Source organism: Candidatus Pelagibacter sp. PS_34 (genome assembly GCF_059417845.1).
The window spans coordinates 1,106,764-1,130,629 of record NZ_CM182068.1; the positions used below are offsets into that span (position 1 = coordinate 1,106,764).

Sequence of the window (23,866 nt, forward strand, 5' to 3'; positions counted from 1 at the left end):
TAAGAGTTGTATTATGAAGTTTCTAGATCAAGTTAAAATTTATGTAAAAGCAGGCAATGGAGGACATGGATCTCCTAGCTTCCGTAGAGAAAAATTTATTGAATACGGCGGACCTGATGGTGGCGATGGAGGTAAAGGTGGCACCATATATCTTAGGTCAGAAAGAAATTTAAATACTCTTATCGATTATAGATTTCAACAACACCATAAAGCAGGAAGAGGAGTTAATGGCTCTGGACAAAATCGTACAGGTCACAGTGGAGAAGATTTAATTTTAAAAGTTCCAATAGGTACGCAAGTTTTTGAAGAAGATAATAAAACCTTAATTTATGATTTTAAAAAAGAAGGTGAAGAATTTATTGTAGCTAATGGTGGTAAAGGTGGTCTAGGAAATACTCGATTTAAAAGTTCCACTAATAGAGCTCCCAAAAAATTTACTAAAGGTGCGCCTGGTGAAGAGTATGTAATCTGGCTTCAGTTAAAAACTATTGCTGATGTTGGTATTGTTGGACTACCTAATGCAGGTAAATCAAGCTTACTAGCTTCCATTACAAATGCGATGCCTAAAATTGCTAACTATAAATTTACAACATTAAATCCAAATCTTGGTGTTGCAAGTTATGATGATAAAGAAATAACTCTAGCTGATATTCCTGGATTGGTTGAAGGTGCGCACGAGGGTGTAGGTCTTGGTATTCAATTTTTAAAACACATAGAAAGATGCAAAACTTTAATGCATTTAATAGATATTACTGATGAGGACCTTGAAAATACGTATAAACAAGTTCGAAATGAGCTGGGGAGTTACAGTAAAGATTTACTAGAAAAAAAAGAGATAATTGTATTAAATAAGACAGACTTATTAGAAGAAGAAGAAGTGAAAGAAATTTTAAAAAATTTTTCTAAAAATAAAGATTCTGAGGTGGTTACACTCTCAACATTAGAAAAAGGCTCAATATCTAGAATTAAAGCTAAATTGCTCTCTTATGTATCTTAAAGATTCTAAAATAATTGTAATTAAGATTGGTTCATCCTTGTTAATAGACGACAAAAAAAAAGTAAGGAGAAAATGGCTTACTGAATTTGCTAAAGATATTCAGGAATTAATAAAACAGAATAAAAAGGTTATTATTGTAAGCTCTGGAGCAATAGCAATGGGTTGCAAAAAACTAAATATTAGCAAAAAAAACCTTAAGATTGATAAAAGTCAGGCTGTTGCTTCTATTGGGCAAATTGAACTAATGAACTTATTTTCAGAAACATTTGTTAAATTAAAAATTAATATTTCTCAAATTCTTCTCACTCTAGAAGATACAGAACAAAGAAGAAGAGCCCTTAACGCAAAAAGAACTTTTGATAATTTATTTAAACTGGGCTTTGTACCAATAGTAAATGAAAATGATACTATCGCTACTTCAGAGATTAAGTATGGTGATAATGACAGATTAGCATCTCGTGTTGCACAAATATCAGGTGCAGACTCCCTTATTTTGCTTTCTGATGTAGATGGTCTTTATACACACAATCCAAAAATATATAAAAATGCAAAATTAATAAAAGAAATAAGAAATATAGATAAAGATATAGAAAAAATAGCGACCAAAAGTATTAGTGAGCATGGAACAGGTGGCATGAAAACTAAAATAGATGCTGCTAAAATCTGTCAATTATCAGGATGCCAGATGGTAATAGCAAATGGCTTGGTTAACCGACCTATTAAAAAAATAACTGAAGAGAATAAATGTACATGGTTTTTACCTAAGGTTTCAAAATTAGATGCTAGAAAAAAATGGATTATCAGCTCTGTTTCACCAAAAGGTGCGCTGATTATTGATGATGGTGCGAAACAAGCACTTTCAAATGGTAAAAGTTTATTAGCAGCAGGAATAAAAAAAGTATCTGGGCGATTTAGTAAGGGAGATCATATTAAAGTTTTAGATAAAAATAATTATGAATGTGCAAGAGGACTTAGCTCTTTTTCATCTAATGAAATAGAAAAAATAATGGGTCACCACTCAAAAGAAATAGAAAAATTACTAGGATATATTTCCAAATCAGAAGTAATTCATAAAGATGATATAGTAGAGGTATAGAATGAGCAGATATATGAGATTAATAGGTCAAAATGCAAGAAAGGCATCACTTGATAAAGTTAATTCAAAAACTAAAAATAAAGTTTTAAAAAAATATGCTTTCTTATTAGGCAAAGAAAAAAAATCTATATTTAAAGCTAATCAAAAAGATATTCAATTTGCTCTAAACAAGGGCCTAAAAAGCAATCTGATAGAAAGATTAACTATTGATGAAAAAAAGCTAATAGGCATAAAAAATTCTATAAATAAAATTGCTAAATTGAAAGATACTGTTGATACTACTTTAGAAAAATGGAGCAGACCAAATGGTTTAACAATTAGCAGAGTATCTATACCTATTGGTGTTATAGGTGTTGTTTATGAAAGCAGACCCAACGTTACATCTGATGTTGCAAGTTTATGCTTTAAATCTGGAAATGCTGTAATTTTAAAGGGTGGCTCTGAAGCTATAAATACTAATAAAATTTTAGCAAAACTATTTCGAAAGTCGCTTAAGGAAACTAGAGTGAATGAAAACTTTATTCAATTTATAGACTCTAAAGACAGAAAAATGGTCGACTTTATGCTTTCAAAAATGAAAGATTATATTGATGTAATAATACCTCGTGGTGGAAAAAATTTAGTAAAAAGAGTTCAACAATTTTCTAACGTCCCTATTATCGGTCACTTGGAAGGTCTTTGTCATACCTTTATTGATAAGGATGCCAATCTAAAGATGGCTACAAACATTACCTATAATGCGAAGCTAAGAAACACTAGTATTTGTGGCGCTACTGAAACAATTTTGATGCATGAAAAAATTGTTAAGAAATTCTGTAACCCAATTTTAAAAAAGTTAGAAGAAAATAACTGCAAAATTTATGGAGATCGTTTTTTGAAAAAATATTACAAGGGAAAGATTTATCCAGCAAAAGAAAAGGATTGGTCTACTGAATATTTATCATCAACAGTGTCAGTAAAAACAGTTAAAGATTGTGACGACGCTATTAGCCATATTAACAAATATGGGACTATGCATACTGACTCTATCATTACTAAAAATAAAAAAACTGCAAATAAATTCTTAAAAAATGTTAAAAGTTCAATAGCAATGCATAACACATCTACTCAATTTGCTGATGGTGGTGAATTCGGTTTTGGTGGTGAGGTTGGCATTTCGACAAATACTTTGCCTCCAAGAGGACCTGTTGGATTAGGGCAGCTCGTTTCATACAAATACGAAATTATTAGTAATGGTAAAACCAGAAAATAACTTAAAACAAAAAAAGACAAAAATTGGAATCTTGGGGGGAACTTTTGATCCTGCTCACAAAGGTCATTTAGAAATTTCTAAACAGGCTAAAAAAATATTAGAATTAAAAAATATTATATGGGCAATTACTAAACAAAACCCATTTAAAAATACAAGTGAAACAGATCTAAAAAATAGAATAAAATTTGCAAAAAAAATTATTGGTAAAAATAATTTTATTAAAGTAAAATTTTATGAGGAAAAAGTTCTCTCCAATAAAACAATTGACCTTATCAATTACTTAAATAAAGATAAAAAATTTGAGATCTATTTTATTATGGGTGCTGACAATCTAATCAATTTTCATAAATGGTATAAATGGAAATCCATTATAAAAAAATGCAATCTACTTGTATTTGATCGACAGGGATATAAAGCTAAATCGCTAAAGTCTGTGACCTATAACGGTGTAAATAAAAATAGATTATCTTTTATTAATTTTAAAAAGGTTAATATTTCATCTTCTCAATTAAGAAAAATTTGATAAGGTTAAATGAATTAATGGAAAAAAACATAGACCTTAAAGATTTAATCCTAAAAACCCTAGATTCTAATAAAGCCCTAGATATTATTTCGATAGATCTTAAAAATAAAAGTTCAATGGCTGACTATATGATTATAGCAAGCGGAACCTCTTCTAGACATATTCAAGCTTTATCTGAAATGGTGCTAGAAAAATTAAAGACCAATGGAATAAAAAATTCTAAGATTGAAGGAAAAGAAAGTGGTGATTGGAAATTAGTTGATGGTATAGATTTGATTGTTCATATATTTCATCCTGATAAAAGAAAATTTTATGAATTAGAAAAAATATGGTCAGAAATCATTCCTAAAGAAAAAGTGATGATATGATTTTGACTAAAAGATTTTTTCTTTTTTTTATAATACTATTATTTACTTTTCAAAAAAGTTTTTCTGAAAACACCGACTTATATAAAAAAATTGATTTGTTTGGTGAGGTTCTTGAGAAAATTAGCAAAGAATACGTTGATGAAGTTGATCAATCAAAAAGTATGGACTCAGCCATAAATGGTTTATTGCAATCTCTTGATCCCTATTCCGCATATATGACACCTGAAAGTTTTGAGGGTATGCAAACTGAAACTAGTGGAGAGTTTGGTGGGCTTGGTATTGAAGTTGGCATGGAAGCAGGTGTTGTAAAAGTAATATCACCAATAGATAATACTCCAGCATCAAAAGCAGGATTAAAAGCTGGTGATTATATTGTAAAAATTAATAATACCCAGGTCCAAGGCAAAACATTAATGCAAGCAGTAGACTTAATGAGGGGACCTGTTGGATCGAGTATTGAAATAACAGTTAGAAGAAGAGGTGTAAAAAAAGCATTAATTTTTAATATAACGAGAGAAGTTATTCAGGTTCAGTCTGTAAAATCTGAACTTATAGATAATAACATTGGCTATATAAGATTAACTTCCTTTAACGAAAATAGCAGTGAACAAATTAAAGATAAAATTAATAAATTAAATAAAAACAAAGATCTAAAGGGTTATATCTTAGATTTAAGAAACAACCCAGGTGGCTTGCTTTCTCAGGCAATTAAAATTTCAGACTTTTTTTTAGAAAATGGTGAGATTGTATCAACAAGAAGTCGACAAGCTTCAGAGAATAGAAAATGGTTTGCTAAAAAAGGTGATCTAACAAATGGTAAAACACTAATTATACTTATTAACTATGGATCAGCTTCAGCATCAGAAATAGTAGCTGGTGCATTAAAAGATCATAAAAGAGCTATTATACTTGGAGAAAATAGTTATGGAAAAGGTTCTGTGCAATCAATAATCCCTTTGAAAAATAGAGGTGCTATTAGATTAACAATTGCAAAATATTATCTCCCTTCAGGAAAATCTATTTCTGAAGTAGGTGTAACACCCGATATAGAAGTTGCAGAAGGTTCGGATGATTTTAAATTTAACTCTGAAACTGATAATCAATTGAATTTTGCAATAAAACTATTCAACGGATAAATGCCAGACAGTAAAGTGAATTTACCCCTTAGAAGCGGGGTTGGAATTGTTGTCCTGAACAAAGATAATAAAGTTTTTGTTGCAAAAAGGATTGATAATCAAAAAAATTTTTGGCAGATGCCCCAAGGTGGTGTTGATAAGGGTGAGGACTATTTAACTGCTGCTTACAGAGAGCTAGAAGAAGAAACTAGTATAAAAAATGTTGAACTAATCAAAGAATGTGATGGATTAATCTCTTATGAATTACCAAAAAACTTACTAGGTATAATTTGGAAAGGTAAATATAGAGGTCAGGAACAAAAGTGGTTTATAATGAGATTTTTAGGACAAGATAATGAGATTGATATTAAAACTAAACACCCTGAATTTTGTGAATGGAAATGGATTGATCTAGAAAATATAACTGACCTAGTTGTAGACTTTAAACTACATGTGTACAAAGATGTTAAAGAAAAAGTAAAAGAAATTCTTAATTAAGAGTTTTTAGCACATCAATTTTTTGATCAACCAAGTATTTATTTTGATCTGTAATGTTGCTATTTTTTGAATTTTCTTCTGCTTGAGCAAGTAGTTCACTAATTTTATCTTTATCAATATCTTTAATGTTAAAAATAGAACTTGTTAGAACTGATAAATTATTATTCTTAAATTCAACAATTCCATCCTCAACATAGTAATTATCCTCGCCTGATTTAGAAAAGATTTTAATAATCCCTGGCTTTAGAAATGAAATAATTGAGATATGGTCCTTTAAAATCCCCATTTCTCCCTCAAAAGCAGGTACAACAACTTCTGTTACATCTTCTTTTGAAAGAAAAGATTTTTCTGGGTTTACAATTTCTATTTTGAACTCTTCACTCATTATGCAGCAGCATCTTTCGCCATTTTTTCTGCTTTTTCTACAGCTTCTTCAATTGTGCCCACCATATAAAATGCAGCTTCTGGTAAATGATCATACTCACCATTACATATTGCAGCAAAACCCTTAATTGTAGATTCTAAATCTACTAATTTTCCTGTAGAACCAGTAAAGACTTCAGCAACAAAGAAAGGTTGTGATAAAAATCTTTGTATTTTACGCGCTCTAGCTACTGTTAATTTATCTTCTTCAGATAATTCATCCATTCCTAAAATCGCTATAATATCCTGCAGAGATTTGTAAGTTTGAAGAATTTTTTGCACTTCTCTTGCAACTCTGTAGTGCTCATCACCAACTATTCTAGGATCTAAAATTCTAGAAGTGGAATCTAGAGGATCAACTGCTGGATAAATTCCAATTTCAGCTATCTGTCTCGATAATACAGTTGTTGCATCTAAGTGAGCAAAAGATGTAGCAGGTGCCGGGTCAGTTAAGTCATCTGCTGGTACATAAATCGCCTGTACAGATGTAATAGAACCCTTGTTAGTAGTCGTAATTCTTTCTTGAAGATTACCCATGTCTGTTGCAAGTGTAGGCTGATATCCCACTGCTGATGGAATTCTTCCTAATAGTGCAGAAACTTCTGAACCTGCTTGAGTAAATCTAAAGATATTATCAACGAAGAATAATACGTCTTGTCCTTCTTGATCTCTAAAATATTCAGCCACAGTTAAACCTGTTAAGGCAACTCTTGCTCTAGCTCCTGGGGGTTCATTCATTTGACCATACACTAATGCAGCTTTTGATCCTGGACCTTCTGGCTTAATAACGCCTGAATCTATCATTTCGTGATAAAGGTCATTTCCTTCTCTAGTTCTTTCTCCAACACCAGCAAACACAGAAAATCCACCATGAGCTTTTGCTACGTTGTTAATTAATTCCATAATAAGTACTGTCTTACCAACACCTGCACCTCCAAATAAACCAATTTTTCCTCCTTTGGCGTATGGTGCTAATAGATCAACTACTTTAATTCCTGTAACTAGAATTTCTGTCTCTGTTGACTGATCACTAAATTCAGGTGCAGCTCTATGAATTGGCCATTTTTCTTTTGTTTTAACTTCACCCTTTTCATCGATAGGTTCACCTATTACATTTATAATTCTTCCTAAAGTTTCCGGACCAACTGGAACTTGTATAGGAGCACCTGTTGCGGTTACTTCGTCTCCTCTTTTTAATCCTTCAGTAGCATCCATTGCAATTGTTCTAACACTTGACTCACCAAGGTGCTGAGCAACTTCTAAAACTAATCTGTTGTCTCCATTTTTACATTCTAATGCTGATAAAATTTCTGGTAGTTCTCCATCAAATTTTACGTCTACTACTGCTCCAATGATCTGTGTGATTTTTCCTTTGCTCATAATTATAAACTTTCCGCTCCTGATATGATTTCAATTAGTTCTTTTGTAATAGCTGCTTGACGACTTCTATTATACTCAATAGTTAGCTTGTCAACCATTTCACCTGCGTTACGGGTTGCATTGTCCATTGCACTCATTCTTGAGCCCTGTTCGCTAGCTGAATTTTCTAACATCGCTTTAAAAATCTGAGTAGATATATTTTTAGGCAGTAAGTTGCTTAAAATTTCATCTTCGTCTGGTTCAAATTCATAATTATCCTCAGAAGAATTTTCTTCTGCTTCAGATGTTTTTAAAGGAATTATTTGTTGTTCTTGAGGTATCTGAGTGATTACATTTTTAAATTTATTATAAAAAATTGTACACACATCAAATTCTTCTTTTTCAAAGTTTTCAATTATCATTTTTCCCACTTTTTCAGCATCTAGATAATTGATAGTTTTTGAATCTTTAAAAGATATTCTCTCTACGATAGCATCTTTATAAACTCTTTTTAATTGATCATAACCTTTAGATCCAACAGTTATAATTTTTAAAGCTTTTCCCTCATCAGATATTTTTTGAAAATATGTTTTGGCTTTTTTAATAATATTTGTATTAAAACCACCACATAGACCACGATCAGATGTTAACACAATACATAAATGCACTTTATCTTCTCCTGTTCCTGAAAGAAGCTTAGGAGCATTTTCCTTATCAGAAATGCCACTAGATAAATTAAGAATAATGTTATTCATTTTTTCAGAATAAGGTCTTCCCTTTTCAGCATTTTCCTGCGCTCTTCTAAGTTTAGCGGCCGCAACCATTTTCATGGCTTTGGTAATTTTTTGTGTAGACTTTACACTCGCTATTCTTTTTTTTAAGTCGTCTAGTGTTGCCATATTTTAAGAATTAAAGTTCTTCTTAAGTTCCATGATAGTATCAACTAATGATTTTTCAGTATCTTCTTCAAGCTTACCTGAACTTAAAACAGATTCTAAAATTTCTGGTTTTTCAGATTTACATTTTTCAATAATCTTAGATTCGAACTCAGCAATATCTTTAAGTTCCACATCATCCAAATAACCTTTAACTCCACAGAAAACTGAAATTACTTGTTCAGCAACTGTCATAGGGGAATATTGTTTTTGTTTTAAAAGTTCAGTTAGTTTTGAACCTCTATTTAAAAGTTTTTGTGTAGATGCATCTAAATCAGATCCAAATTGTGCAAAGGCAGCCATCTCTCTATATTGAGCAAGCTCTAGCTTCATTGAACCAGAAACTTTTTTCATTGCTTTTGTTTGTGCTGCAGATCCAACTCTAGAAACTGATAGACCTACGTTAATCGCTGGTCTAATTCCTTGGTTAAATAATTCTGTTTCAAGAAATATTTGACCATCCGTAATTGAAATAACGTTAGTTGGAATAAAAGCAGATACGTCTCCACCTTGCGTTTCAATTATAGGAAGAGCGGTTAACGAACCTCCACCATGCTCATCACTAAGCTTGGCTGCTCTCTCAAGTAATCTGCTGTGTAAATAAAATACATCTCCCGGATAAGCTTCTCTTCCTGGAGGTCTTCTTAATAAAAGTGACATTTGTCTATAAGCTACAGCCTGTTTAGATAAATCGTCATAAATGATTAATGCATGCATACCATTATCTCTATAATATTCACCCATAGTACAGCCTGTATATGGTGCTAAAAACTGAAGCGGCGCTGCATCTGAAGCAGTAGCAGCAACAATTGTTGTATATTCCATTGCACCAGCTTCTTCTAAAGTTTTTTGAATTTGTCTAACGGTAGATCTTTTTTGACCTATAGCAACATAGATACAATAAAGTTTTTGCTTCTCATCACCAGATTCATTTATTTTTTTCTGGTTAATGATCGCATCGATAGCAACTGCAGTTTTTCCAGTTTGTCTATCCCCAATAATTAATTCACGCTGTCCTCTTCCAACTGGAACTAGACTGTCAATTGATTTTAAGCCTGTTTGCATTGGTTCACTAACAGATTGTCTTGGAATAATTCCAGGAGCTTTTACTTCAACTCTACTTCTTTTAGTTGCTTTATCTAAAGCACCTTTGCCATCAATTGGATTTCCTAATCCATCAACAACTCTTCCTAATAATTCTTTTCCAACAGGTGTATCAACAATACTTCCTGTTCTTTTAACAACGTCACCTTCTTTAATTTTTCTATCGTCTCCGAAAATTACAACTCCAACATTTTCACTTTCTAAGTTTAGAGCCATTCCTTTTGATCCATCAGAAAATTCTACCATCTCTCCAGCTTGAACATTGTCTAATCCGTACACTCTAGCAATACCATCTCCTACTGACAAAACTTGACCAACCTCAGTCACTTCTGCTTTATCGCCAAATTTTTTAATTTGCTCTTTTAATATCTTTGTTACTTCTGATGGGTTTATATCCATTTATGCCTCTATCATCCTATTTTCGATTTGTTGTAATTTATTTTTAATGGAAGTGTCCACCATTGTGCTTCCGACTTGCACAATCAAACCCCCAATTAAACTTGCATCGTGTTTGTAGTTTAATTTTATTTTTGAACTAAAGTTTTTAGTCAATTCTTCTTTTATATTGTTAATTTCATTTTCAGTAAGATCTTTTGCAGAAGTTAATTCTGCTTTTAATTCACCTCTTTTGACTGAACATGTCTCAACAAAGCTTTTTAGAATTTTATCCACATAAAAGAATCTTCTTTTAGATATTAGAAAGCTTAAAAATTTAGTTAATAATTCATTCAATTTATATTGTTCTGAAATTTTACTTAGAGCATTTAATTGGTCTTCTTTGTTATTCGTTGGATCCTTGATTAAAGATTTAAAATCTTCACTTGAAGTAATTAAATTAATAATTGAAGCAGAATGAACCTCGATCTCACTCAAATTATTAGCTTCTACAGCTAATTCATAAAGTGCCAGGGAATATCTACCTGCTGATGTTTCAGAAAAACCTTTATTTTTGCTCAATTTATTGTTCCTTATAAATATTAGAAGATTTATTAAAATTTTGTTTTAATTAACATATGACTCCTAGCTCTTCAAGTCACACATTGTCTAAAAGTCTTGTTTTTTCTTTGTTAATTGAAGTTTATTGGGTCAACATCAACCGTTAGTTTCATTCCAGCTGGAAATTTGAATTTTTCAATGACTTTTGAAAGGGAATTTTGAACCTTGAGAGATTTTCGACCCCTGATCAAAAGTCTTACTCTAAACCTTCTTTTTAATCTAAATATAGGTGCATTTACAGGACCAAGCACTCTACCATCAACAGCACTTTCTATAAAACTTTTAAATTTATAAGCCTCTTTTTCAAGTTCTCTTTCATTATTACCGGTAATTATTAAGGCAATAAATCTTTGAAACGGTGGAAGGTTATTTTCCCTTCTAATTTCAAGTTCTTTATCTAAAAAAATATCAGGATCTTTATTGGTAATGTCTGTTATCATTTTGGTATCTAAATTATAAGTTTGAAAATAAACAGTTGCTGGCTTTCCTGTTCTTCCTGCTCTACCTGAAAGTTGATGATATAATTGTAAATTCTTTTCAGCACCTCTTAGGTCGTGACCTTGTGATGATAAATCGATATCAACAACAACAATACAATTTAAACTTGGAAAGTGAAATCCTTTAGAAATTAATTGAGTTCCAATTAAAATTTGAATTTTATTATCTATAATTTTTTCTAAAACATCTGCTGAACTTTTTTTATTCATTGTATCGCTAGAAAATATAGTTGTTTCCTTGGTGGGAAAAATTTTTTTTACTTCTTCTGATATCCTTTCAACTCCAGGCCCACTAAAAATAAAATCACATTTTCCTTCTTTTGAGCAGTCCCTATTTAGTAAAGTTTTGTATCCACAGTAGTGACATAATAAATTTTGTTTGTTTTTGTGATAAACTAAATTTATTGAACAATTTGGACATGAATAACTAGTAAAACATTTTTTACATAAAACATGGGGTGAAAATCCTCTTCTATTTAAAAAAAATAATACTTGATCTTTTTTTTCAAGATGAAATTTTACTTTCTCGATTGTTTCTTTAGCTATCCAAGATTGAGATTCGAGTTTGGAATTATTTAGATTAATTATTTCATATTTTGGTAAAGATGCATTTAAATATCTTTGATCAAGTTTTGATAAACTATATTTGCCTTTTTTAATATTGTCATAAGTTTCAATAGAGGGTACGGCTGTTATTAAATTGATTGGAATATTTTCAAAGGATGCTCTAGAAATTGCCATATCTCTTGCGTTATAAGTTACTCCCTCATCTTGCTTATAAGATTGATCATGTTCTTCATCAACAATGATTAATCCTAGTTTTTTAAAAGGTAAAAATAATGAAGATCGAGCACCAATTACAACTTTAATTTTATCATTTGCTATTCCACTCCAAATAATTTCTTTATTTTTTTTTGTAATACCTGAGTGCCACACAGCAGGCTTGAAACCAAAAAATTCTATAAATTTATTTTGAAATTGTCCTGTTAATCCGATTTCTGGTAATAGAATTAACCCCTGAAAACCCTTATTAATTATCTCTTTTAAAGCTTCAAAATAGACCATTGTTTTACCTGAGCCTGTAGTACCTTGTAAAACATGAACTCTAAATTTTTGATTTAATACATTCATTTTTTTTAATGAATCTCTTTGCTCTTTAGAAAGTTTTATTTCATTTTCTTTGATATCAATTTTGAATGGCTCATAAGCTTCAATTGGTAACTTTTCTATGGCGCCACTACTTAATAATAACAATTTTAATGCCATACCTTTAGGGGTCATATTGTATTCAGAAAACCAATTTAAGAATTTAATTGTATTTTTCTTTAAGGGTGGAACATCTAATTTTCTTAAAACTTTTTTAATAGCAAAATTTTTGTTTGTTTTTTTTTCAAAATCATCCCATACAACTCCAGTCACCTCTGACTTTCCAAAAGGCACTGCCACGTAGTCTCCAACTTTTAAATTTAAATCTGAATTATAGGTAAATGGATGATTAAAAATATTTGGTATAAGAATCGGTACTTTCATATTTTTATAATATGAAAATACTTTAAGAGTGTATTGCTCTTTTATCTACTGATAAAGCTGCTTCTTTTACAGCTTCTGAGAATGTTGGATGCGCATGACACGTTCTTGCAATATCCTCAGCGCTAGCACCAAACTCCATTGCTACTCCAATTTCTCCAATTAATTCACCTGCATGAGGTCCAATAATATGTGCTCCTAAAACTCTATCTGTTTTTTCATCAGCTAAGATTTTCACAAAACCTTCTGCTTCATCAATTGCTTTAGCTCTTGAATTTGCCATAAATGAAAATTTACCAATTTTATATTTAGTATTTGCTTCTTTTAATTGTTCTTCTGTTTTTCCAATTGAAGCAACCTCTGGTGTTGTATAAACAACTCCAGGAATAATATCATAATTAACATGTCCTGATTGTCCTGCAATATTTTCTGCAACTGCAATACCTTCGTCCTCAGCTTTGTGAGCAAGCATCGGTCCATCAATTACATCTCCAATAGCATATACATTCTCAACATTTGTTTGAAATGTTTTGTCAGTTTTAATTCTTTTCTTTTCATCTAATTCAACACCAATTGCTTCTAAATTTAAGTTAGTTGTATTAGGTTTTCTACCAACAGATATAAGAACTACATCACAATCAAAATCTGCTTTTTTTCCATCTTTATCTGATGTTGAAACTATAGCACCATTAGCATTTTTTTTAATTCCTTCTACTTTTGTCTGCATATGAAAATTAATTCCTTGTTTCTTTAATATTTTCATAAACTCTGTAGATATTTCTCTATCCATACCAGGAGTAATATGCTCTAAAAATTCAACCACATGAACCTCAGCACCTAATCTAGACCAAACAGATCCCATCTCCAACCCTATATAACCACCACCAACTACAACCATTTTTTTTGGCACAGTTTCTAAAGTTAATGCTCCTGTTGAAGATACAATTATTTTTTCATCAAATTCAATACCTGGTAATGCAACTGGAACTGACCCAGTGCTAATAACTGTTTTATCTGTTTCAATTATAGTTTCTTTTTTTTGATCATCTAATATTGAAATTTTATTTGCAGATTTAAAGCTTCCTGTACCCTTAAAGTAAGTGACTTTATTTTTCTTAAATAAAAATTCTACACCTTTAGTCAAAATTGTTACTGCTTTATCCTTATTTTGCATCATTTTTTGAAGATTAAGTTTCACTTCACCCACCTCTATGCCAAGTTTAGAAAAATTTTGCGCCTTATGATAATTTTCAGAAATGTTTAATAAGTTTTTAGAAGGTATACACCCAACATTTAAACAGGTTCCACCTAATGAACCTCTTGATTCTATACATGCAGTTTTAAGCCCCAATTGTGCTAATCTTATTGCACACACATAACCTCCTGGACCACCACCTATTACAACTGCTTGAAATTTATCTGACATTTAAATATTTAAAAATAACCTTCTTGGATCCTCTAAGTTTTCTTTAACCATTTTTAAGAACGATACTGACTCTTTTCCATCTATAATTCTGTGATCATAAGATAAGGCAAGATACATAATGGGTCTAATTTTAATCTCACCATCAACTACTATTGGTCTTTCGACTATATTATGCATACCTAACACACCAGATTGAGGTAAATTTAATATTGGGGTAGACAACATTGAGCCATAAACTCCACCATTACTAATTGTAAAGGTTCCACCTTGAAGGTCTTCTATGGTTATTTTTCCATCTCTTGCTTTTTCAGAAATAGTTTTAATATTTTTTTCAATATCAGCAAATGATAATTGATCAGCATCTCTTAATACTGGTACTACTAATCCCTTTTCCGTTCCTACTGCAAAACTCATGTTATAATAGTTTTTATAAATAATTTCATCTCCATCAATTTCAGCATTAACTGATGGATACATTTTTAGTGCAGCAACACATGCTTTTACAAAAAATGACATGAACCCTAATTTAATGCCATATCTACTTTGAAAATCTTCCTGGTTCTCTTTTCTCATTTCCATTATGCCAGTCATATCAACTTCATTAAAGGTAGTTAATAATGCTGCATTTTCTTGTGCTTGTTTTAATCTTTTTGCAATTGTCTGTCTAAGCCTGGACATCTTAATTCTCTCTTCTTGACCATATTTAATTTTTCTTTCTGACGGCTGTGGATTTTCTCCCATCATACTAATTAAGTCACCTTTAAGGATTCTACCCTCTTTACCAGAGCCACTAACTTTTTTTAAATCAATTTTATTTTCAACTACAATTTTTCTTACTGCTGGTGAAAGTACTTCATTGTTTTGATTTGAAGAATCAGCTTTCTCTTCTTTAACCTCATTGGTTAATATTAAAGGTTCTTCCTCTTCAGGTTCTTTAAAAATTTTAGGAACTTCTTTTTTAATTTCTAAATTAACTACATTATTTTCAGTTCTTTTAGGTTCAATTTTTGTAATTATTTTTTTTTCAGATGGTTGAGTTCCATTTTGACTTATTGTACCAAGAAGAGCTCCTACTTCTACTGTTTCACCATCTTTTGAATTTATTGCAGATAAAACTCCATCTATCGGAGATGGAACTTCTAAATTAACTTTGTCAGTTTCTAGCTCTACAATTGCCTCATCTGCTGCAACTGAATCACCCTCTTTCTTAAGCCATTTTGCAACAGTCGCTTCTGTTATGCTCTCACCCAAGACCGGTACTAAAATTTTTTCACTCATTTTTATTCAAAAACCTTGTTAATAATTTCTTGCTGTTGTGAAATATGTCTTTTTGCAAACCCTGTTGCAGGAGATGCGTCTGGACTTCTTCCTATATAAGAAATTTCCTTATTATTAGCGTTAATAGTTTCTAATGTCCATTGTATATAGTCCCTTACGGAAAACCATGCTCCCATATTTTTTGGTTCTTCCTGGCACCAATAAAATTTAGCATTTTTTGCATACTTTTTGATTTCTCTAACTAAACTTTTTACTGGAAAAGGATAAAGCTGTTCAACTCTGTACAACACTACATCATCTTTCTTAAGTTTTTCTCTCGCTTCTAGTAGATCAAAATAAACTTTTCCTGAACATAGAATTACTTTTTTAATTTTTGAGCTTTCTTTTAATTTTATAAATCCATTTTCTTCATCTAGTGCATGATCCCATAAAATTCTGTGGAAAAATGTATCTTTACCAAAGTCTTCTATATTTGAAACACAATGCTTGTTTCTTAATAAAGATTTTGGTGTCATAATTATTAGAGGTTTTCTAAACTCTCTATGCATTTGACGTCTCAAAGCATGAAAGTAGTTTGCTGGTGTTGTGCAATTTACTATCTGCATATTATCATTAGCACATAGTTGTAAAAACCTTTCTAGTCTTGCTGAAGAGTGTTCTGGTCCTTGACCTTCATAACCATGAGGCAGAAGCATTACTAACCCAGATGCCCTTGTCCATTTTCTTTCTCCTGATGCAATAAATTGATCTATTACTACTTGTGCGCCATTTGCAAAATCACCAAATTGTGCTTCCCACATTGTTAGAGTGTTTGGCTGAACTAAACTATAACCATATTCAAAACCTAAAACTGCTAATTCTGATAAAAAACTATCTACTATTTCGTATCTCATTTGATTTTTTGAAATATTATTTAAAGGTATATATCTGGAGTTATCTTCTTGATTTCTTAGAACTGAGTGTCTTTGACTAAACGTTCCTCTTCCTGAATCTTGTCCAACTAATCTTACTGGATAACCTTCTTCTAGTAATGAGCCAAATGCCAAAGCTTCAGCTGTTGACCAATCTATACCTTTTCCATTTGATACTGATGCTCTTCTAGTATTTAAAATTTTAATTATAGTTTTGTGTAAGTTTAATTCCTCTGGTGTTGAGTTAATCTTTTCTGAAATTTCTAAAAGTTTTTTTTGGTCAAAACCACTTACGCCTCTTTTATCTTTTCCTTTTTCTGGTTTATATCTTGACCAACTTCCCTCATACCATTCAATTTTTGGTTTATAATCTTTCGCATTTTTGTATTGATCATCAAGCAAATTTTTAAAGTCAGATTTAAAATTTTTAAGCTCATCTTCTGAAAGTGTATTTTCATTTACTAATTTGCTTCCATACACTTCTACTGGTGTAGGGTGTGATCTAATTTTTTTATACATTAGTGGCTGAGTAAATGAAGGTTCATCTCCTTCATTATGGCCAAACCTTCTGTAACAGATTATATCAACAACAACGTCTCTGTTAAATTTTAATCTAAATTCCGTTGCAATTCTAGTCGCATAAACAACTGCTTCTGGGTCATCACCGTTTACATGAAGTATTGGGGCATCTACCATTTTTGCAACATCTGATGGATATGGTGATGATCTTGCAAACCTTGGGCTTGTAGTAAAACCTATTTGATTATTAACAATGAAATGAATTGTTCCACCTGTATTATGGCCTGGTAAGCCAGACATGGCAAAACATTCAGCCACAACACCTTGGCCTGCAAATGCTGCATCACCATGTATTAAAATAGGCAAAACTTTATTTCTTTCTTTATCTTCATGAAAAAATTGTTTTCCTCTAGTTTGTCCAAGTACCACAGGGTTGACTGCTTCTAAATGTGAAGGGTTATCTGTAAGACTAACATGCACAGAATTGCCATCAAACTCTCTATTTGATGATGCTCCTAAATGATATTTTACGTCTCCCGCTCCTTCTTCTCCTGTTGTTTGAACGTCTCCAGCAAATTCATTAAATATTCTTTTGTATGATTTTTGTAAAACGTTTGCTAACACATTGAGCCTACCTCTGTGAGACATTCCAATTTTAACTTCTTTAGCTTCTGATTGACCGGCAATTTTAATAATTTGCTCTAAAGCAGGGATTAAGCTTTCTCCTCCATCTAGTCCAAATCTTTTTGTACCAACATATTTTTTATGTAAAAATTTTTCAAATCCTTCAGCTTGAATAAGTTTATTTAAAATAGCTTCTTTACCATTCTTTGTAAATTGAAGAGAGTTTTCATCCTGCTCAATTCTATCTCTAAGCCATTTTCTTTCAGTTGGGTTTGATATATGCATATATTCATAACCAATTGGCCCACAATAAGTTTTGTTTAAAAAACTTAATATTTCTTTTACAGTAGAATGCTCTTTATTTATTACACCATCTAAATAAATTTTCTCATTATAATTTTCTTTTTTGAACCCATAATATTCAGGATGTAATTCTTCTAAATATTCCGTTTTCATCATTCCAAGTGGGTCAAGTTTTGCTAATAAATGTCCCCTTTGTCTATAGGCTCTAATTAATGCAACAGCTCTAATTGAATTAAGATTGCTTTTGATTAAATCTTTTGAATTAACTTTTGCATCATTGCTTCCATTAGAAAGTTTTTTTTCATCTTCTTCAATTTTTTTTTCAATTTCATCAATATCAATTTTTTGTTTTATACCCCATGATGGTCCATTAATTTCCTTGGCAATCATACTTAAATCTTCACCTATACCCTCAAAGTAATGCTGCCAACTTTCAGGGAGATCTTTGTCTTTATTTATAAACTTTAAATACATTTGCTCTATAAATGCACTGTTAGACTTGCTGAGAAACGACGTTTTTTCGAATTCGAGATTTTTTGATGATGACATCTATTTTATTGATATAATATCAGATAAATAATTTTCAATTAGATAATTTATTAAATAATGTTTTGCCTAATTCAGATGGTGATTTTGCAATTGTAATCCCACATTCTTCCATTTTTTTAATCTTATCCTCTGCTCCACCCTTACCACCTGAGATGATGGCTCCAGCATGCCCCATAGTTCTTCCAGGAGGTGCTGTTATTCCAGCTACAAATCCAACCATAGGCTTTTTTATTTTGTGGTTTTTAACAAATTCAGCTGCTTCTTCCTCTGCAGACCCACCAATTTCTCCTATCATAAGAATAGATTCTGTCTCATCATCATTTAAAAATAAATCTAAACAATCAATAAAGTTTGTTCCATTTATTGGATCTCCACCAATACCTATACAAGTAGATTGTCCTAATCCGTTTTCAGTTGTTTGTGCAACTGCCTCATAAGTTAAAGTTCCAGATCTTGAAACAATTCCAACAGAACCTTTCTTGTGAATGTTTCCAGGCATAATTCCAATCTTACATTCATCAGGAGTAATTATTCCAGGACAATTAGGTCCTATCAATCTGCTTTTTGAATTATTTAGCTTTTGTTTTACACGAAGCATATCTTGAATTGGTACACCTTCGGTAATACAAACTATAAGCTCAATGGATGCATCAATTGCTTCTATAATAGCTGCTGCTGCAAATTTTGCTGGCACATAAATCATAGTTGCATCAGCACCAACTTCTTGTTTTGCTTCAGCAACAGTATTAAATACTGGACGGTCAAGATGTTTTTGCCCTCCCTTTTTTGGAGTAACTCCACCCACAAGATTTGTCCCGTATTTTAATGCTTGTTCAGAATGAAAAGTACCATGTGTACCTGTAAAACCTTGGCATATAACTTTGGTGTTTTTATTAATTAAAACTGACATTCTATTTTATAGCCTTAACTATTTTTTTTGCAGCATCATCCAAATTTTCTGCTGAAATTAATTTTAGTCCCGAGTTATCTAAAATTTCTTTTCCTTCTTTAAAGTTTGTTCCCGCAAGTCTAACTACTAATGGAACACTTATATTTATCTCTTTAGCAGCATCAACAACACCTTGAGCAAGAACATCACATCTCATTATTCCGCCAAAAATGTTTATTAATATGCCTTTAACGTTTTTATCTGAAAGAATTATTTTTAACGCAGCAGAAACTTTTTCTTTTGAAGCTCCACCACCAACATCTAGAAAATTTGCTGGCTCTTCACCATATAATTTAATTATATCCATTGTTGCCATTGCAAGACCTGCTCCATTAACCATACAACCAATACTGCCATCTAATTTTATATAAGCAAGATCATGTTTGCTCGCTTCTATTTCTGCTGGATCTTCTTCATTTAAATCCCTAAGCTCGATTATTTCAGGATGTCTAAATAATGCATTAGAATCAAAATTAACCTTTGCGTCTAAGCAGATTATATTTTTTTCTTTAGTTAATATTAGCGGGTTAACTTCAACCATATTAGCATCCGTGCCTAGAAACATCTTATATACTGATTTAATTAGCGCTATTGCTTGTTTTTTAGCATCATCAGTTAAACTATAAATTTTAATTATTTTTTCACAGTCAGCATCAGAAATTTCATCAGTAATATCTATTTTAGTTGTTATAATTTTTTCTGGAGTTTTTTCTGCAACTTCTTCAATGTCCATTCCACCTTGATCGCTGGAAATAAATACAATTTTTGAACTTGCTCTGTCAATTAAGCAGGATAAATAAAATTCTTTATCTATATTGGAAGATACCTCCACATATAATCTTTTTACCTCTCTGCCTTCAGGGCCAGTTTGGTGTGTTACAAGTGTTTTTCCCAATAATTCTTTTGCAGCAACGCTTAATTCTTCAATAGTATCTAAAATTTTTACACCTCCCGCTTTACCTCTTCCACCAGCATGGATTTGTGCTTTTAATACAAACTTTTCTGTTTTTAATGATTTTGCTTTTTCAATCAACTCATCAACTGTAAAAGCAAAAACTCCTTCAGGAACTACCGCTCCATATTTTTTTAAAATTTTTTTGGCTTGATGCTCGTGGATATTCATTATTATTTAGAAAGATCTGGATCTATTTTAGATGCAGCTTCCCATAATGCTTTCACAGCATCTATTGAGTGCATAAATTCTTTTTTTTCTTTTTCATCCAAATCTATTTGCTCTATTTTTTCAACACCATCTTTACCAATTATTACTGGTACACCAGCATAAACATTGCTAACTCCATATTCACCATTTAAATGAACTGCACATGGAAGTAATTTTTTTTCATCTTTTAAATATGCTTCTGCCATTTGCACTCCTGAAGCTGCTGGTGCATAAAATGCAGAACCTTTTTCTAGATATTTAACGATCTCAGCGCCTCCATCTCTAGTTCTTTGATTAATTTCTTCTAGTCTTTCTGAGGATATTTTTCCTTCTTTGACTAAGTCTAATAATGGTTTACCTAAAACTTTTGTAAATCTTGGTAAAGGAACCATTGTATCTCCATGACCTCCCATAACCATTGCTTCAATTTCTTTTACAGGAACATTTAACTCTAGAGATAAAAATAATTTAAATCTTGAGCTGTCTAAAATTCCTGCCATTCCAACTACTTTGTTTGCTGGTAACCCTGAAAATTTTTGAAAGGCCATCACCATAACGTCTAGTGGATTTGTAATACATATTACAAATGCATTAGGTGCATTTTTTTTAATACCTTCTGCTACTTGTTTAATAATTTTTAAATTAATACCTAATAAATCATCTCTGCTCATTCCTGGTTTTCTTGGTACACCCGCAGTGATTATTATTACATCTGAATCTTTTATATCTTCATAATTATCTGTACCTGAAAATTTTACATTAAAACCATCAACAGAAGAAGATTGCGCTATATCTAAAGCTTTTCCTTTAGCTACGCCACTTGCAACATCAAAAAGTACCACCTCATCAGCTACTTCTTTAGTACCAATTAAATGTGCTAAAGTGCCACCAATTTGACCCGCACCTATTAAAGAAATCTTTTTTTTCATATATACGAGTATCTTTTATTGATAATTAATGAATATTCAACAGAATTTTAAATTATTATCTATTTATCTTCAGTAAGTTTAGAACAGATAGCCATGTCATCAGCGATATATGACCCTTTAAAATGTGATTTATTCTTTTCCCAATTTTTTTTACCATCAGTTATGTAATTATTGAATATCTGTTTTCTATTTTCTTCAGCTTTTTTTTGAGCTTCTTCTAATTTTTTTTCTTCATCGATGACCATTAATTCTACCGACTTAAATAAAAGACTATTTGATATCTCAATAAAATTTTTAGAGCTTAGAGCATCTGTTTTTAAAATAATACCAGATGCATAAGCATAAATTGCACTACATCTATTCAATAAATAAATTTGGGTTGTGGTATTTTCTATATCTTTTTTATCTAAATAATCTTTTAAAGAAGTATTAGAATTAGCACTGGCGAAACTAAAAGAGCTTACTAAAAATGATATAGTGATTAATAAAATTATCTTTTTCATAAATTATATATTAAACTTTTATGGACCATAGGCTACTTTTGGAAGCCATGTAACGATTTGAGGGAAATTAAAAACAATTACCACTGCTATTGCTTGTAAAATAACAAATGGAATTATTCCTCTATAGATGTTTTGTATTGTTATTCCTTGAGGAGCTACACCTTTCATATAAAATAAAGCAAAGCCAACTGGTGGAGTTATAAAAGAAGTTTGTAGAACAACTGCAAACATAACTATAAACCATACCATATCAACACCAAGGTCAACCATAACTGGGGCTAAAAAAGGTAATAGAATTAATGTAATCTCTATCCAGTCTAAAAAGAAGCCTAGTATAAAAGCAATACACAATACAACTATCACAACTCCATTTGGACCATAAGGCAATCCTTTTAAGGCACCTTCTATTAATTCATCTCCACCCAGTCCTCTTAAAACTAAAGCAAACATTGTTGCTCCCACAAATAATGCAAATATATATGATGTTGTATGAGTAGTTTTTCTAATTACACTTTTTAAATCCTTTAAAGAAAGTCTTCCTCTTATTAGAGCTAAAATAGATGCACCTAGCGCACCTACTCCTGATGCCTCTGTTGGGGTTGCTATCCCCATAAAAATACTTCCTAAAACTGCTATTATTAATAAAGCTGGTGGTATAATTGATTTAAATACTCTTAAAATTATATCTAAAGAAACAGGCTCTGCACTTTTAGGAGCTGGTGCAACTTTTGGCTTTAAGTAAGCATAAGCAACAATAAAAATTGTATATAATAAACCAAGCATCAAACCAGGAAATACAGCTCCCATAAATAAATCACCTACAGAAATTCTTACCTGATCACCCATAATTACAAGCATAATGCTAGGAGGTATTAAAATTCCAAGTGTCCCAGTTGCACAAACAACTCCACATGCAAGATCTGGGTTATAATTATTTTTTAACATTAAAGGAACTCCTAAAATTGTAAGTAAAACAACAGATGCTCCTATAATTCCTGTTGAGGCTGCTAATAATACTCCAATAAAAACAACTGCTATCGCCAGTCCACCTCTCATACGACCAAATAATTTTGCTAAGTCTGTCATGAGGTCTTCTGCAATTCCGGATTTATCCATCATTATTCCCATAAAAATAAACATCGGAAGGGCAACTAGTACCCAGTTTGCCATAACACCATACAATCTATAAACTACCATTGAAGAAAATTTCCAATCAACTCCAAAAAAAGTATCCAAATAATTATCAGACAGCATTGCAATTAAAGTAAATAATACCGCTAGACCTCCCATAGTCCACGCAACAGGAAAACCAATAAAAATTAAAATTATGAAACTCAAAAAGAGCAATATGGACATGTAGTATTCTGAAATTAATTCCATCTATTTTAATTTTTCAAACCCTGATCGTATAGTTGCTAGAACCCTAGTTATTCTTGATAATCCAGCTAATAATAATAAAAAGAAACTAAATACCAGAAAGCCTTTTACAATCCATCTTGCAGGTAATCCATTTGCGGAAGTAGATCTCTCATTTGTTTCCCATGATAGCTCAAAAAATGGAACTGAATAAATAAGTACTAAAATGATAAACGGTAAAAACAATAAAAGTATTCCAAAAAATTCAAACCATAACCTTCTTTTATAAGCCATTTTGTCAGTCAAAACGTCCACTCTAACATGTAAATCTACCACGTATGTAGATGACAGGCCAACTAACCAACCCACAGCATAAAGGTGCCATTGCAGTTCTTCTAACTCAATCATGCCACTCTTAAATACATATCTAAGAATTACATTAAGAATAATTACAGCAACTAAAACAACCCATATCCAATTAAATATTTCACCTACACTATTTATAAACCCATCTATTTTTTTTGTAATAGGCAAATGTTTTAGTTGAAGCTTTTTGTCTAAGCTATTTTCTATTTTTGTGAAATCATTTGCCATAAAAATCTGTTTTTATTAAAAAGAAAAGCAGCCGGTAAACCGACTGCTTTTTAACTTTATTATAAACTTTTAA

At 31.4% G+C, this 23,866-nt stretch carries 22 protein-coding genes; 7 read left to right on the top strand and 15 right to left on the bottom strand.

All coding sequences use genetic code 11. The annotated features are described in order from the left end of the window. The first annotated feature begins 13 nt into the window (after nucleotides 1–13). The 7 genes from cgtA to AC5SL3_RS05985 are packed head-to-tail and all read left to right on the top strand — an operon-like array spanning nucleotide 14 to nucleotide 5,849. Entirely contained in the window at nucleotides 14–997 is a 984-nt protein-coding gene (gene cgtA / locus AC5SL3_RS05955; protein WP_006997688.1) for an Obg family GTPase CgtA, read from the top strand. Continuing rightward, the gene (gene proB, locus AC5SL3_RS05960; protein ID WP_006997687.1) at nucleotides 987–2,093 is read left to right on the top strand and encodes a glutamate 5-kinase; all 1,107 of its coding nucleotides are present in this window, start codon (nucleotides 987–989) and stop codon (nucleotides 2,091–2,093) included. Before cgtA ends, proB begins: the two co-directional genes overlap by 11 nt. Before the next feature lies 1 nt (nucleotide 2,094). Further along, a complete protein-coding gene (locus AC5SL3_RS05965; protein ID WP_494577926.1) occupies nucleotides 2,095–3,345 on the top strand; it encodes a glutamate-5-semialdehyde dehydrogenase in 1,251 nt (416 codons plus the stop codon). Then, complete coding sequence (nadD, locus tag AC5SL3_RS05970; RefSeq protein ID WP_494577927.1) at nucleotides 3,326–3,868, top strand: nicotinate (nicotinamide) nucleotide adenylyltransferase; 543 nt, start codon at nucleotides 3,326–3,328, stop codon at nucleotides 3,866–3,868. Before AC5SL3_RS05965 ends, nadD begins: the two co-directional genes overlap by 20 nt. Before the next feature lie 17 nt (nucleotides 3,869–3,885). Beyond that, entirely contained in the window at nucleotides 3,886–4,236 is a 351-nt protein-coding gene (gene rsfS, locus AC5SL3_RS05975; RefSeq protein WP_006997684.1) for a ribosome silencing factor, read from the top strand. Then, nucleotides 4,233–5,372, top strand: coding sequence for a S41 family peptidase (locus AC5SL3_RS05980; protein WP_018413611.1), 1,140 nt, complete (start codon nucleotides 4,233–4,235; stop codon nucleotides 5,370–5,372). The genes rsfS and AC5SL3_RS05980 overlap by 4 nt, the downstream gene beginning before the upstream one ends. Then, nucleotides 5,373–5,849 (top strand): RNA pyrophosphohydrolase, encoded by a 477-nt coding sequence (locus AC5SL3_RS05985; protein ID WP_020168880.1) that lies wholly within the window; start codon nucleotides 5,373–5,375, stop codon nucleotides 5,847–5,849. It abuts the gene before it with no gap. Here the strand turns inward: AC5SL3_RS05985 and atpC are convergent. From atpC to AC5SL3_RS06060, 15 genes are all read right to left on the bottom strand, one after another. Next, on the bottom strand, nucleotides 5,842–6,234 hold the full coding sequence (gene atpC, locus AC5SL3_RS05990) for an ATP synthase F1 subunit epsilon (RefSeq protein ID WP_271766757.1): 393 nt from the start codon (nucleotides 6,232–6,234) through the stop codon (nucleotides 5,842–5,844). The genes AC5SL3_RS05985 and atpC overlap by 8 nt on opposite strands. After that, nucleotides 6,234–7,652, bottom strand: coding sequence for a F0F1 ATP synthase subunit beta (gene atpD / locus AC5SL3_RS05995; protein WP_494577929.1), 1,419 nt, complete (start codon nucleotides 7,650–7,652; stop codon nucleotides 6,234–6,236). The genes atpC and atpD overlap by 1 nt, the downstream gene beginning before the upstream one ends. A gap of 2 nt (nucleotides 7,653–7,654) precedes the next feature. Next, nucleotides 7,655–8,530, bottom strand: coding sequence for a F0F1 ATP synthase subunit gamma (locus AC5SL3_RS06000; protein ID WP_494577931.1), 876 nt, complete (start codon nucleotides 8,528–8,530; stop codon nucleotides 7,655–7,657). 3 nt (nucleotides 8,531–8,533) lie between these two features. Next, nucleotides 8,534–10,069, bottom strand: coding sequence for a F0F1 ATP synthase subunit alpha (gene atpA, locus AC5SL3_RS06005; protein ID WP_006997678.1), 1,536 nt, complete (start codon nucleotides 10,067–10,069; stop codon nucleotides 8,534–8,536). After that, on the bottom strand, nucleotides 10,070–10,627 hold the full coding sequence (gene atpH / locus AC5SL3_RS06010) for an ATP synthase F1 subunit delta (RefSeq protein ID WP_018413614.1): 558 nt from the start codon (nucleotides 10,625–10,627) through the stop codon (nucleotides 10,070–10,072). Nucleotides 10,628–10,737: 110 nt separating this feature from the next. Next, nucleotides 10,738–12,693, bottom strand: coding sequence for a replication restart helicase PriA (priA, locus tag AC5SL3_RS06015; RefSeq protein ID WP_494577933.1), 1,956 nt, complete (start codon nucleotides 12,691–12,693; stop codon nucleotides 10,738–10,740). 22 nt (nucleotides 12,694–12,715) lie between these two features. Continuing rightward, nucleotides 12,716–14,116 (bottom strand): dihydrolipoyl dehydrogenase, encoded by a 1,401-nt coding sequence (gene lpdA / locus AC5SL3_RS06020; RefSeq protein WP_020168883.1) that lies wholly within the window; start codon nucleotides 14,114–14,116, stop codon nucleotides 12,716–12,718. Beyond that, a complete protein-coding gene (odhB, locus tag AC5SL3_RS06025) occupies nucleotides 14,117–15,394 on the bottom strand; it encodes a 2-oxoglutarate dehydrogenase complex dihydrolipoyllysine-residue succinyltransferase (RefSeq protein WP_494577934.1) in 1,278 nt (425 codons plus the stop codon). A 2-nt stretch (nucleotides 15,395–15,396) separates the two neighbouring features. Next, nucleotides 15,397–18,300, bottom strand: coding sequence for a 2-oxoglutarate dehydrogenase E1 component (locus AC5SL3_RS06030; protein WP_494577935.1), 2,904 nt, complete (start codon nucleotides 18,298–18,300; stop codon nucleotides 15,397–15,399). A gap of 34 nt (nucleotides 18,301–18,334) precedes the next feature. Further along, nucleotides 18,335–19,210, bottom strand: coding sequence for a succinate--CoA ligase subunit alpha (gene sucD / locus AC5SL3_RS06035; protein WP_494577936.1), 876 nt, complete (start codon nucleotides 19,208–19,210; stop codon nucleotides 18,335–18,337). A 1-nt stretch (nucleotide 19,211) separates the two neighbouring features. After that, on the bottom strand, nucleotides 19,212–20,372 hold the full coding sequence (gene sucC, locus AC5SL3_RS06040; RefSeq protein ID WP_494577938.1) for an ADP-forming succinate--CoA ligase subunit beta: 1,161 nt from the start codon (nucleotides 20,370–20,372) through the stop codon (nucleotides 19,212–19,214). Nucleotides 20,373–20,374: 2 nt separating this feature from the next. Further along, nucleotides 20,375–21,340 carry a malate dehydrogenase gene (gene mdh, locus AC5SL3_RS06045; protein ID WP_494577940.1) on the bottom strand — a complete coding sequence of 322 codons (966 nt, stop codon included), beginning with the start codon at nucleotides 21,338–21,340 and terminating at the stop codon, nucleotides 20,375–20,377. A 59-nt stretch (nucleotides 21,341–21,399) separates the two neighbouring features. Beyond that, a complete protein-coding gene (locus tag AC5SL3_RS06050; RefSeq protein WP_494577942.1) occupies nucleotides 21,400–21,843 on the bottom strand; it encodes a hypothetical protein in 444 nt (147 codons plus the stop codon). An 18-nt stretch (nucleotides 21,844–21,861) separates the two neighbouring features. Then, nucleotides 21,862–23,223: a TRAP transporter large permease gene (locus tag AC5SL3_RS06055; protein WP_494577944.1), complete on the bottom strand. Its 1,362-nt coding sequence runs from the start codon at nucleotides 23,221–23,223 to the stop codon at nucleotides 21,862–21,864. Continuing rightward, nucleotides 23,224–23,793, bottom strand: a complete 570-nt coding sequence (locus AC5SL3_RS06060; protein WP_494577946.1) for a TRAP transporter small permease subunit — start codon at nucleotides 23,791–23,793, stop codon at nucleotides 23,224–23,226. It lies immediately after the preceding gene. Between the last annotated feature and the right edge of the window lie 73 nt (nucleotides 23,794–23,866).